Consider the following 12,654-nt stretch of genomic DNA (forward strand, 5'->3'; position numbering starts at 1 on the left):
GGATGATTATAATAAAAAATTAGTCAAATAAATCAGAAGACAAGTAACGGTCACCACGGTCACAGATAATAGCTACTATTACACCTGATTCTAATTCTTCGGCCAGTTTTACAGCTACTGCCACAGCTCCTCCGCTGCTCATTCCGGCAAAAACACCTTCTTCTAAGGCCAGTCTTTTAGTCATTTCACGGGCTTCTTTTTCACTCACGTCAATAGTACGGTCCACTTTTGAAGGATCAAAAATTTTAGGCAGATATTCTGCAGGCCATTTTCTGATTCCGGGAATCTGAGAACCTTCTGAAGGCTGCGCACCAATGATTTGAATTTCCATATTTTGTTCTTTTAAATAAGTAGAAGTTCCGATAATAGTTCCTGTGGTTCCCATTGCCGATACAAAATGTGTAACCGAGCCGTGAGTATCATTCCATATTTCCGGACCTGTTGTTTTATAATGCGCTTTCCAGTTATCAGCATTAGCAAATTGATTCAGCATTAAATAACCACCATCGGCTACTTTTTTATCGGCATAATCTCTGGAACCAATAATTCCTTCTTTGGCAGAAGTAAGGATTACCGTTGCACCATAAGCACGCATAGTCTGAGTACGTTCTTTGGTGGAGTCTTCCGGAAGAATTAATTCGATTTCAATGCCTAATAACTGGGCAATCATGGCTAGAGCAATTCCTGTATTTCCGCTGGTAGCTTCAATTAATTTATCCCCTTTTTTGATTTCGCCACGATCCATGGCACCCTTAATCATAAAGTAAGCTGCCCTGTCTTTGACACTGCCTCCTGGATTATTGCCTTCTAATTTTAATAATAATTTTACGTTTTTATTTTTAACCAGATTGGTTGTTTCTACTAAAGGGGTATTACCAATCAGGTTTAATATTTTTTGCGGATCCATTTATTTTAATTCTTTTATTTTTACTTCGGTGGTAGTGGTATTGGTAACTATTGATCGTTCGGGAATGGATTTAGTTACCCAGGCGTTTCCTCCTACAATGCTGCCTTTTCCTATAACGGTTTCTCCGCCCAGAATAGTTGCATTTGCATAAATACAAACATTTTTTTCTACAGTAGGATGTCTTTTAGAATCTTTCATTTCTTTGCTTACGCTCAATGCTCCCAGCGTAACTCCCTGATAGATTTTTACATATTTCTCAATTACAGCTGTTTCTCCAATAACGATTCCAGTGGCGTGATCGATGAAAAAAGGCGAATCAATCTGGGCACCGGCATGAATGTCTGTTCCGGTAATCCGATGTGCATATTCACTCATTAAACGGGAAAAAAGCAGTAAGTCAAGTTTATATAATTCATGACTAATCCTGTAAATAGCAATAGCATAAAATCCGGGATATCCCAGATAAACTTCTTCAATACCATTTGATGCAGGATCGTTTTCTAAGATATATTGCGCATCCTGATTTAATTTTTCAAGCACAGCAGGCAATTTGTCAACAAAATCATCCCAGGTTTCATTGCACAAAGAGTTTGGTTTTTTACAGGCAATAGAAGCAATTTCTTTAAACTGTTTTTCTAATTCATCAATGCTTTCGCTCAACGGTGCATTTGCATCAAATAAAGTATAAAAAATTTTTTCTGTAAAGACTTCAACTTTTGTTTTAATACCGTAATTAATAGCGGTATGGCTTTTAAGCAAACCAATATTTTTTATAATCAGATCCTTTGTCATTGCTTTTGGATTGTATAGTTAGTAGAAGAGCACTACTTGATTCTAATCGTGTTGATAATTTAAAACAAATATATTGAACTATTTTGAATAATAAGAACAACATTCAGGATGCTTTCATACCGGAGTTCTGTTTTTTTGTTAAAAAGTTTTTCAGGATTGCAAAAATCAATTTAACCCAATTGAAACTGACTTTCGTGAAACAACAATTTTAAATTTATTACTTTTGAAAACTGATACGATTAAAAATGAAAAAAATAGTTTTTCCAATTATGTTACTTGCTATAGCTGTGGCTTTTTATGAGCAGACTGCAAACGAAAAAAATGTATATGTTACGGTAGCTGCCATAGCGGTATTTATGTTTGGAATGATGCAGTTGAGTGCAAAAATACCAAGTAAAAATCAAGAAAAAGAAGAAGATGCTGAATAAAGGGGATAAAGTTGCCGTGCTTGATGATGCTATTAATGGCGTAGTTCTGTCTGTAAAAGGAGAAGAGGTTACTGTGGAAACCGAGGATGGTTTTGTAATGAATTTTACAGCCGGTGAACTCATAAAAACAAATGATACCAGTAATTTAATGGATTCTGTCAGAAGAATTAATGTGGAAGAAATTAAAAAAGAAAAAACAATTCCTAAGCCCCGAAGTTTTGTGAAGGAACGTAAAGAAAAGGAAACGGGAGTTCCGGAATTTGATTTACACATTGAGAAATTAGTTAAAAACAAAAACAGAATGTCCAATTATGATATTTTGACACTTCAGGCTGAAACGGCTCAGAGACACATAGAATTTGCCATTAAAAACCGCATTCCTAAAATTGTTTTTATTCATGGCGTGGGCGAAGGAATTCTAAAAGCTGAACTGGATTTTTTATTAGGCCGTTATGATAACATTGATTTTCAGGAAGCCAATTATCAAAAATACGGACAAGGCGCTACCGAAGTTTTTATCAGACAAAGTAAAAAATAAACTAATAATCAGGTGTAAAAAAAACGCTCATTTGACAAGAGACAAATGAGCGTTTTTTTATTTAAAACTGCAACTACTGTTAATCTGTAGTAAATAATTCTCCTAAAGGATAATTGTCTCCGAGGGTAAAACTAACTATTCCTCTTTGTAAGGTAACTTTCTTTAGAACAATAGTATGTTTGTAACTGTTGGCTCCATTAGTGGTAGTAGTTACTTCTATTATACCGTTTGTTCCGCTTACGCCGGCAACACCAATCCATTCCTGATTAAGAACAGGAGTAACAGGAGTAGTAGGCTGACAAAAATAATCTCCGGTTAATAATCCGCCATTAACAAATGAACGATAAGTAAATACATTGGTAGTAGTTCCTATCAATCCTGTTCTGGGAGCATTGAGAGGTGTAACTTCGTTTGCAATCAGGGCAGGGTCAATATTTAAAATCAAAGCTTCACTGGTGTTGTAGTTATAAACTTCATTAGTAGCCGTACATTTTTCTAAAGTCTGATCAAATTTAAAAGGTAACGTGGTAATAGAAATTTTATAATTGCCAAAAGGAAATGTTTCATATACCTGAGTACCGTTGGACTTTGCAAAAGTTACATTTTTTAGTACAATATTGTAGTTGTAACCGGTAATTTTAGTACTGTTATTTGTTTCATCAGTACTTTTGTCTGCTGTAGTTACAATGCGTATTTTTCCGGATGTAGCTGTCCATTGATCTGTAATAACAGGAGTTGCCGGAACTATGGTTTCACATATGTTAGCAGAAGATACAATACCATCATAAAAACGATAAACAACCCTGTTAGCCGTAGCACTTATATCCAGTTCGATGGTATCATTAGCAGCAGTCAGCTCAGTGGGAAAATTGGTTTTTGGGATTTCCAGTATTAAGGCTTCCTGATCTTTAAGCTTGTAAATAATATTATTATTAGTACAACTTTGGGTTGCGGTAATATCTTCAAAGCTAATATCTTCCTGGGTTAAATTTCCATCATCACAGGCAACGAACAATGCCGCAAGTATCAATAGGTTTAGGACTTTTTTCATTTTTTAAATTTTCACAAAAATAGGTAAAAAATGATAAATGCTATTCCACTTTTGATAATTGATATTTTATAACTTTGCAGCAATGAAAAAAATATACCTCGATAACGCCTCAACTACCGCCATAAGACCTGAAGTTGTTCAGGAAATGACTAAAATAATGCTGGAAGATTACGGAAATCCATCTTCTACACATAGTTTTGGCCGAAATGCTAAAAACATCCTCGAACTTTCCAGAAAAAGTATTGCCAGACAGCTGAATGTCAATGCACAGGAAATTATTTTTACTTCAGGAGGAACCGAAGCCAATAACTGGATTTTGCGTTCTGCCGTTCAGGATCTGGGGATAAAACGAATTATCAGCAGTAAAATAGAACATCACGCTGTATTATCAACCATAGAGGAATTACAAAAAGAATATTCCATTCAGGTAGATTATGTAAAGTTGTTAGCTAATGGGGAAGTCGATTTAACTGATTTATCGGTATTACTTTCAAAAGATGTGAAAACTTTAGTGAGTTTGATGCACGTGAACAACGAAATCGGAACTATTTTAGAACTGGAACGTACCGCAGTAATATGCAGGCAATATAATGCGTTGTTTCATTCGGATACGGTACAGTCTATGGGCAAAATGAAACTGGATTTGCAGACCGCGACTGTAGATTTCGTGGTTGCCAGTGCTCATAAATTTCACGGACCTAAAGGTGTTGGCTTTGCTTTTGTTCGAAAAAATGCCGGATTGCAACCCTTGTTTTATGGAGGCGAACAGGAAAAAGGCCTGCGTGCCGGAACCGAAGCCGTTCACCAGATTGCAGGAATGGCAAAGGCACTGGATATTTCGTATGCCAATTTGGAGCAGGAAAAGCAACACATTACTGCTGTTAAACAGTATTTAATCGAACAATTAGAGCAACATTTTACGGGTTTTTCCATCAATGGAAACAGCGATGGTTTTTATAATATTATAAATGTTGTATTGCCTTTTTCAGAGGAGAAAACGGCGATGATTTTATTTCATCTGGATATGCGGGGTATTGCGGTTTCCCGTGGAAGTGCCTGCCAGAGCGGCAGCATCAGACCCTCACATGTACTGGCTGAATTACTCCCGGACAACTTAATACGAAAACCGAGTTTACGCATTTCATTAAGCCACTATAACACTACAGCAGATATTGACGGCTTAATCGAAGCCTTAAAAACAGTATAAACCATAAAATCCGTTTCTTTTTAAAATGAGACGGATTTTTTTGTGGTTTTTATTGTTGTGGGCACAAGCCGGACGCTTGTGTTAGCGTGAGGTTAGTGGCAGTTTTTTTATGTTATAGAGTTATCAATTATTTCATTAATATATTTATCTCTCAATTCCCTTTCTCTTTTATTATTTACAGCTTCGGTTGCTGATAGTTTATAATCACCTGGTATATCTTGTTCAAATAGTTCTAGATTATCTTTAAACTTTTCAATTTCTATACTATCAATATCTTCTATTTTATTTGCTATTGCAACTGTTAATGAAAAAACATTGGATTTATTATACCAATAGGATTTAGGTTTTAATTTTAGTTTAAGGATGAAATCAGCAGTTGATTCTAGTTTTAATATTATATCATTCTTTCCTTCAAATTCTAAAGCATAATCAACTAAAAAATCATTTGTTCTCTCATTTCTATTAAAAAAGCCTGTCAATGTTGTTGACATAATATTTAAAATGTGCATTAAGTGAGCTTTCTTAGCAATATCTCTAGAAGTAAAGACGTTTTTTCCAGTTATTAATTGATTAAATTTTGAAACTTTTTGCTTTCTTGCCCAAACAAAAAATTCTTTTGGAATATTTGGGTCTTCTTTGAAATCTTCATTATTATTTTCATTTTCCAAATCGATCTGGTTGCCAAGTAGCTTGGCAACTAACATATACTCTGAAGTTGAAAATTCTGAGGCCATTTTTTCAATTGCTGTTAATGAATTTGAAGTCCTGTTAATTCTCTGAAATATTTCTTGAACTTTAGGATCATCATTTTCTAAATCTAATTCGATTACTGCAATCTCATATTTAAGAAAGTCTGATTGTTCATCACTAGTCAAATCTTTATAAAATCTACCTTCAACATCAAAAGTATTTTCTATAAATCGATTTATTGCGTTAGTTCTTTGTTGACCATCAACAATGCAAGAAATGGTAGACATATTTTCAACATCAACTTTTCCTTTTGATATAAAAATTTGTGGAAAGGGATATCCTAAAAGAATAGTTTTTATAAAATCTTTGTTATGTATTTCCCTCCAGACTAGATTTCTTTGAAAATATGCATCAGGAATTAAAACTCCTTTTCTAATATCATTTACTAAATTAAGTAGTGAAACGGAACGTACTCTATAATCTATCATTATATCGCTTTTGTAGTTAAATAATCTTTTATAATTGAAGTTTGTTTGTGTTCAAAATATAATTGAGACATATAAATACCTGCATTTATTGTCTCAAATAAATCTTTATGTTTTGTAGATAATTTTCCGAAGAACATAAACCACTCAGCTCTTTTAGGACCATTTATCATTAAGTCAGGACGAAAAATTCCTTTTGTTATATAGCTAATATATTCATTATATGTTGATATTCCACTTCTTATGGGAAAAAGAGTTCTATCTTTAAATCCTCTTGAAGTTTTAAATACATATTCAGTGTAGTATCTATATAATTCGGGGTCAATTATAGCAATATCTAAATCAGATATTTTTGGTGTAAATGGTGTGTTTTTATGATAACTATTTCCAGTCTTTGCTGAGCCAGCTATTTGAACATTATTGATTGGAATGTTAAAAAATTCACTAATTTCATTAAGAATTGAAAACTGTCTTTCTTCGTCACCAATTAATGCTGAAGTTGGATAAGTTAGGTATACTTTTCTAATAATTTCAATATGAGGTCTCTTTTCATTTAGCCCTAATTCTATTGATTCTGTATGAGTCATTATTTTAAATGATTTCTTGTTTTTTGTGGGTAAAATAGCCGTTAACTTGTATGTGAATCCATGAAAATACTCAAATCTCCCAAAATCGGGTTGCTTTGTGTGATAAAGTCAGAGCTTATTTTTTTAGCTAATATATAAATAAATCTTACAAAATTTAATTAACTAACTTTATTTCTGAATTATTTCCAGCTGGATTTCCAGATTATCAATATAGGCAGTTTTCTCTTTCCCTTTTTTTCAATCATTGTTTGGAAGAATTAAAAAACACATAACAAAAATAATCTGTGCTAATCTGTGTAATTTGCGGTTAAAAAAAAAAGCAATTACAATGGCAATAGCAGTGAACTAATCGCCATTCAAAAAAAATACCGCAAATTCACAAAATTTTAATCTGAGAATCTGCGGTAAATAAATTTATAAAAATAAAAACTATCGAATTGCTTTTACAAAATCAGCAATTTTTCCGCTTCCGTTTTCTTTTAAGTGAGTGATAAATGCACTACCAATAATAGCGCCTTTAGCATATTGAGTAGCCTGCTTGAAAGTCTCGGCATTGTTGATTCCGAAACCTACAATTTGAGGGTTTTTTAGATTCAAATTGGCAATACGCTTGAAATAATCTTCCTGTGTGCTTCCAAAACCTGCTGAAGACCCTGTAACACTTGCCGAGCTTACCATATAGATAAACCCGCTGGAAACGCTGTCTATAAAACGAATACGTTCATCAGATGTTTGTGGTGTGATTAAAAATATATTGATTAAACCGTATTTATCAAAAGTAGCTTTGTATTGTTCAGCATAAACATCAACAGGCAAATCCGGAATGATTAATCCATCAATACCCACTTCGGCACATTTTTGACAAAAAGCTTCCACACCAAATTGCAACATCGGGTTGAAATAGCCCATAATTACCAAAGGGATAGCAACCGTTTTACGGATGTCTTTTAATTGGTCAAACAAGATTTGTGTGGTCATACCGTTGTGCAATGCAGTGGTAGAACTTGCCTGAATAGTAGGTCCATCGGCCAATGGATCACTAAAAGGCAAACCAATTTCAATCATGTCTATTCCGTTCTTTTCTAAGTCCCGGATAATTTGTACCGTATCGTTTAAGTTAGGGTATCCCGCCGAAAAGTAGATCGAAAGTATTTTTTTATCTTCCTGTAATTTTTGTTCGATTCTGTTCATCGTATTTTTTTTAATTAGTAACAATATATGCCCAGGCAGTTTGAAGGGATTCCAGAGTTACTTCAATGCGCTTGTAATGCAGGCCTTCATAGGTGTCCGCCATATGCAGGTCTTCTTCGGTAATATCATATACTAATCCTGTAACAATGTCATTTGGATTTTCGGTAGCAACAATAATAGGGTATTTTTCTATTCCAAATTCTTCTTCAATCTCGATATAATTTATTTCAAATCCGATTAATTTGTCTGGCGTTCCTTTTAGTGAGCGTCCAAAAATATTTTCCTGAATGTCTTTGTCCTTTAAAGTTCCGTAAGCGAATAATTTTTCCATTTGTTCTGGTTTGAAAATTGAACGTTCTTTATTGTTTTTGCGTTAGGGATGGCAGCGATATCCTTTTTATTTTGTCATGCTGAGCTTGTCGAAACACAAAATAAAAGATTTAGCGAACAGCCCGACCCGCCGCGGCGGGTAACGCTTTGTTAAATTTTAAAATGTTCGATATAATTGTTTAAATCCTTATCGCCCCGTCCTGAAAGGCAAATAATAACTATATCTTCGGGTTTAAATTTTTTATCGTTCAAGACCGCTAAGGCATGTGAGGACTCGATTGCCGGAATAATTCCTTCCAGTTTACACAGTTCCAGACCGGCGTCCATAGCGTCATCGTCAGTCACTGAGAAAAACTCGGCACGACCAGTTTCGGCCAGATGTGCGTGCATAGGTCCAACGCCCGGATAATCTAAACCTGCCGAAATAGAATAAGGCTCAGTGATTTGTCCATCTGGAGTTTGCATCAAAAGGGTTTTGCAACCGTGGATGATACCTACTTTTCCCAGTTTGCTTGTGGCAGCACTGTGTCCGGAATGGATTCCTTTTCCTGCTGCTTCTACGGCAATGATTCCTACTTCGGGTTCGTGTAAAAAGTGGTAAAAAGTTCCGGCAGCGTTACTTCCGCCACCAATACAGGCTACCACATAATCTGGATTTTCACGTCCTTCTTTTTCTTTTAACTGCCATTTGATTTCCTCAGAAATAATACTTTGAAAACGTGTTACCATATCCGGATAAGGATGAGGTCCAATGGCAGAACCGATGATATAATGGGTATCCACCGGATTATTAATCCAGTCGCGAATAGCCTCGTTAGTCGCGTCTTTTAGTGTTCTGGAACCTGAAAGTGCAGCACGGACTGTTGCGCCCAGCATTTTCATTCGGGCTACGTTTGGCGCCTGACGGGCAATGTCAATTTCGCCCATATAGACAATACATTCTAATCCCATCAAAGCACAAACGGTAGCGGTTGCTACACCGTGTTGTCCTGCTCCGGTTTCGGCAATGATACGTTTTTTACCCAGTTTTTTAGCGACTAAAATCTGTCCAATAGTATTGTTGATTTTATGTGCTCCGGTATGATTTAAATCTTCTCTTTTCAGGTAGATTTTAGTATTGTGCTTTTCAGAAAGACGTTTTGCAAAATACAGCGGACTAGGACGTCCTACATAATCTTTAAGTAATTGGTCAAACTCAGCTTTAAAACCAGGTTCGGCCATGATTTTTAAGTATTCCTGACGTAATTCCTCTACATTAGGATATAACATTTCAGGAATGTAAGCTCCTCCAAATTGGCCATAATAGCCTTTTTCATCAACGTTGTATGACATTTTATATGTTTTATTGGTAGTAATGCGTTGCAACGCATTTTTACATAATTGTACGTTTTTTAATCCCGGTTCTATTTCAAATTTACTGTTTACATCAATAGCATAAACCGGTAAATTGGTTTTTAGTATTTCATTAACAGCATCTGTTTCATCAGGTCCAATGCCTCCGCTTAAGAAAAACGGTTTCTTTGAAGGGTATTTTTCCAATACTTTCCAGTCAAATGTAGTTCCGTTTCCTCCGGGTAATTTTCCTTTGGTGTCAAAAAGAAAATAATCGCAGGCATTTTCAAAAGCTGCTAAAACAGAGAAATCAAAATCATCGGCTACCGAAAATACTTTTATAATTTCGATAGCGTTTGCTAATTCAGTTTTCAAATTTAAACAAAAATCTACAGATTCCTTGCCATGTAACTGAACTGCCTGCAAATCGTGTTGTTGTACTTTTGCAAGAATGTTTTCGATTGTTTCGTTGACAAAAACCCCCGTTTTTTTAATCGATTTTGGCAATTCAGGGATAACACCATCAAAATAACGAGCCGATCTTTCCCAGAAAATAAATCCCATATAATCGGGCAGGAGCGCGCCTACTTCGAGTATATTATTGGGATATTTCATGCCACAGATTTTAATCCCCACCCCAGCCCTCCCCGAAGGGGAAGGAGTCGTTGTGTTGTATTTGTTGGTATTTTCCATTTTATTTTGTAATAGTAAATCATTCCCCATTTTTTATTTCCTTAAAATTAGAGTTACCCTTCGGGGGCTAGGGGGATTATAGTTTCTCAATAAATTCAGTGGCTGCTTTTCCGGCATTGTCTGTTTTCATAAAGTTTTCGCCAATTAAGAAGCCTTTGTATCCATAAGGTTTTAATTCTTGTATTGCTTCCACAGAAGAAATTCCGCTTTCGGAAACTTTTACAAATTCATTTGGAATTAAGTCGGCTAATTGCTTGCTGAAATCCAGACTTACTTCGAATGTTTTTAAGTTTCTGTTGTTTACCCCAATCATATCCAATGTAGGCATGATGGATTTTTCCAATTCTTCCTGATTGTGAACTTCTAATAAAACTTCTAATCCTAAGCTTTTAGCAAACTCCGATAAAGATTTAATTTCTTCACGTGTTAAAACCGCTGCGATTAGCAAAATCAAATCGGCTCCATGGGCTTTGGCTTCTAAGATTTGGTATTCATCAACGATGAATTCTTTTCGCAACAGCGGAATATTCACAGAAGCTCTAGCCAACAATAAATCGTCTAATGAACCACCAAAATATTTTCCGTCCGTCAAGACCGAAATTCCGCAAGCACCGGCACTTTCATACCCTTTTACGACTTCTTCAACTGTAAAACCATAATTGATTTCAGCTTTAGAAGGGGAACGGCGTTTGTGCTCGGCAATAATGCCCGAATTACTGTTTCGCAAATTGTTGCTTAAAGAAATGGTTTTTTTATCAAAGAAAACCGAAGCTTCCAATTGAGAAACGGGAATGATTGATTTCTTAAGAATGACTTCTCTTTTTTTGTCAACGATTATTTTATCTAATATGTTCATTTATTTAATTTAAAGATTGAAAAATTAAAGATTGAAAAATTTGTGATGTGTAACAAATTACTCTTTAATTTTAGTGTTTAAATATTTTATAAAGTTGGATAAGTTTTGAGAAATCTCAACGCTTAAATTATAACTTTTTTCAATTTCTAATTGTGATATTAATTCTAATTCTCTAGCTAAAACTAGCATACTTCTAACTTCTGCACAACTACCTTTAGAAATTTTGAGATAACGTATTAATTGTTTGTTATTATTATATTCAGAACCTTCTGCAATATTATTCGTAATTGAAATAACGGCTCATTTAATTTGATCTTTAAAACTGAATTCTTTTTCGAAAGATTTATTTTCTAATAATTTAAAAATCAATTTAGCTAATTGAATTCCCTTTTGGTAAACTTCAAATTCTTCAAATGATTTTGTCATAATTTATAATTTAAATATTTAAGAATTTAAAGATTAAAAAATTTCTAGTGTATTATAAGTAGTTTAGTTTTTCAATCATTCAATCATTCAATTTTTTAATTTAAAGACTTAACTCTTGTAATTTTTTCAAAGCTGTTAATCCTTTGCCAGAGAATAAGCTTTCTTTAGCTTGTTCAAATCCTTGTAAAGGCGTGCATCCTGTTACGGTAGCAATTGCCATAGCAGCATTGGCACAAACCACATTGTTTTGCGCTTCAGTACCTTTTCCGGAAATAATATTCAGGAACATTTGAGCTGATTCTGCAACGGTGCTTCCACCTTCAATTTCACTTTGTTTGATTATATTAACTCCGAAATCTTCAGGATTTAGCATTCCTTCTGTACTATGCGTAATTACTTTGGTAGCTCCCGTTAGCGAAACTTCATCATAACCATCTAAGGCGTGTACGATGGTAAAGTTACTATCGGTATTTTGATAAAGATACGCATACATACGAGCCAATTCAAGGTTAAAAACACCTAATAATTGGTTTTTAGGGAATGATGGATTAATCATTGGACCTAAAATATTGAAAATAGTTCTTACTCCTAGTTCTTTTCGAATAGGTCCCACATTTTTCATAGCAGGATGGAATAGTGGAGCGTGAAGAATACAAATTCCAGCCTGATCCACACATTTCTTCAAGAAATCAGAGTCGTTACTGAATTTTATTCCTAAACTTTCCATTACATTACTGGAACCTGTAATAGAAGAAACACCGTAATTTCCGTGTTTGGTTACTTTAATTCCTGCTCCGGCTGTGATGAAAGAAGCCAAAGTAGAGATATTAAAAGTATCTTTTCCATCTCCTCCGGTACCTACTAAATCAATGGTGTTGTAATCGGATAAATCAATACGAACACACAGCTCCTGAAGCGCCTCTCTAAAACCAGCTAATTCGTCAATACTAATGCTTCGCATCATGTATACGGTTAAAAAAGCGGCTATCTGGCTGGTGTTATAGTCTCCGTTAGAAATGTTAACCAACACGTTTTTAGCTTCTTCTTTAGAAAGCAATTCGTTATTGATTAATCTATTTAATATGTTTTTCATTTTTTTTAAGTTGCTAAGAATCTAAGTAACTAAGGTTCTAAGTTTTTT

General features: G+C 34.7%; 15 protein-coding genes and 1 pseudogene. 3 read left to right on the top strand and 13 right to left on the bottom strand.

The genetic code is table 11. The features are described 5' to 3' along the window. Positions 1-19: 19 nt before the first annotated feature. Together cysM and epsC are read right to left on the bottom strand one after the other, a co-directional pair. Complete coding sequence (gene cysM, locus ABS764_RS00100; RefSeq protein WP_408078718.1) at positions 20-907, bottom strand: cysteine synthase CysM; 888 nt, start codon at positions 905-907, stop codon at positions 20-22. Next, complete coding sequence (gene epsC / locus ABS764_RS00105; protein WP_408078719.1) at positions 908-1,699, bottom strand: serine O-acetyltransferase EpsC; 792 nt, start codon at positions 1,697-1,699, stop codon at positions 908-910. A 245-nt stretch (positions 1,700-1,944) separates the two neighbouring features. Here epsC and ABS764_RS00110 point away from each other — a divergent pair, with 245 nt between their 5' ends. Continuing rightward, positions 1,945-2,127 carry a hypothetical protein gene (locus ABS764_RS00110; RefSeq protein ID WP_408078720.1) on the top strand — a complete coding sequence of 61 codons (183 nt, stop codon included), beginning with the start codon at positions 1,945-1,947 and terminating at the stop codon, positions 2,125-2,127. After that, positions 2,117-2,665, top strand: coding sequence for a Smr/MutS family protein (locus tag ABS764_RS00115; RefSeq protein WP_408078722.1), 549 nt, complete (start codon positions 2,117-2,119; stop codon positions 2,663-2,665). Before ABS764_RS00110 ends, ABS764_RS00115 begins: the two co-directional genes overlap by 11 nt. 79 nt (positions 2,666-2,744) lie before the next feature. On the opposite strand, the gene ABS764_RS00120 is transcribed toward ABS764_RS00115, so the two are convergent. Beyond that, positions 2,745-3,716 (bottom strand): hypothetical protein, encoded by a 972-nt coding sequence (locus ABS764_RS00120; protein ID WP_408078724.1) that lies wholly within the window; start codon positions 3,714-3,716, stop codon positions 2,745-2,747. A gap of 82 nt (positions 3,717-3,798) precedes the next feature. Here ABS764_RS00120 and ABS764_RS00125 point away from each other — a divergent pair, with 82 nt between their 5' ends. Then, positions 3,799-4,923: a cysteine desulfurase family protein gene (locus tag ABS764_RS00125; protein WP_408078726.1), complete on the top strand. Its 1,125-nt coding sequence runs from the start codon at positions 3,799-3,801 to the stop codon at positions 4,921-4,923. A 107-nt stretch (positions 4,924-5,030) separates the two neighbouring features. Here ABS764_RS00125 and ABS764_RS00130 read toward each other — a convergent pair whose 3' ends face one another. From ABS764_RS00130 to trpD, 10 genes and pseudogenes are all read right to left on the bottom strand, one after another. Further along, on the bottom strand, positions 5,031-6,101 hold the full coding sequence (locus tag ABS764_RS00130; protein WP_408078728.1) for a DUF262 domain-containing protein: 1,071 nt from the start codon (positions 6,099-6,101) through the stop codon (positions 5,031-5,033). Next, complete coding sequence (locus ABS764_RS00135; protein ID WP_408078730.1) at positions 6,101-6,685, bottom strand: hypothetical protein; 585 nt, start codon at positions 6,683-6,685, stop codon at positions 6,101-6,103. The genes ABS764_RS00130 and ABS764_RS00135 overlap by 1 nt, the downstream gene beginning before the upstream one ends. A 429-nt stretch (positions 6,686-7,114) precedes the next feature. Next, on the bottom strand, positions 7,115-7,876 hold the full coding sequence (trpA, locus tag ABS764_RS00140) for a tryptophan synthase subunit alpha (RefSeq protein ID WP_408078732.1): 762 nt from the start codon (positions 7,874-7,876) through the stop codon (positions 7,115-7,117). A gap of 10 nt (positions 7,877-7,886) precedes the next feature. Beyond that, positions 7,887-8,207: a gamma-glutamylcyclotransferase family protein gene (locus tag ABS764_RS00145; protein ID WP_408078734.1), complete on the bottom strand. Its 321-nt coding sequence runs from the start codon at positions 8,205-8,207 to the stop codon at positions 7,887-7,889. Between the two features lie 149 nt (positions 8,208-8,356). Then, positions 8,357-9,538: a tryptophan synthase subunit beta gene (gene trpB / locus ABS764_RS00150; protein ID WP_408079736.1), complete on the bottom strand. Its 1,182-nt coding sequence runs from the start codon at positions 9,536-9,538 to the stop codon at positions 8,357-8,359. A 39-nt stretch (positions 9,539-9,577) separates the two neighbouring features. Next, positions 9,578-10,261: pseudogene (locus tag ABS764_RS00155) on the bottom strand (phosphoribosylanthranilate isomerase); the annotation flags it as partial. Between the two features lie 46 nt (positions 10,262-10,307). Then, positions 10,308-11,087, bottom strand: a complete 780-nt coding sequence (trpC, locus tag ABS764_RS00160; RefSeq protein WP_408078736.1) for an indole-3-glycerol phosphate synthase TrpC — start codon at positions 11,085-11,087, stop codon at positions 10,308-10,310. A 57-nt stretch (positions 11,088-11,144) separates the two neighbouring features. Then, complete coding sequence (locus ABS764_RS16260; protein ID WP_456264501.1) at positions 11,145-11,381, bottom strand: four helix bundle protein; 237 nt, start codon at positions 11,379-11,381, stop codon at positions 11,145-11,147. Between the two features lie 6 nt (positions 11,382-11,387). Next, complete coding sequence (locus tag ABS764_RS16265) at positions 11,388-11,513, bottom strand: four helix bundle protein (protein WP_456264495.1); 126 nt, start codon at positions 11,511-11,513, stop codon at positions 11,388-11,390. Between the two features lie 100 nt (positions 11,514-11,613). Next, the gene (trpD, locus tag ABS764_RS00170; RefSeq protein ID WP_408078738.1) at positions 11,614-12,606 is read right to left on the bottom strand and encodes an anthranilate phosphoribosyltransferase; all 993 of its coding nucleotides are present in this window, start codon (positions 12,604-12,606) and stop codon (positions 11,614-11,616) included. Positions 12,607-12,654 lie beyond the last annotated feature (48 nt).

The organism is Flavobacterium plantiphilum, from assembly GCF_046000495.1.
Taxonomy (GTDB): domain Bacteria; phylum Bacteroidota; class Bacteroidia; order Flavobacteriales; family Flavobacteriaceae; genus Flavobacterium; species Flavobacterium plantiphilum.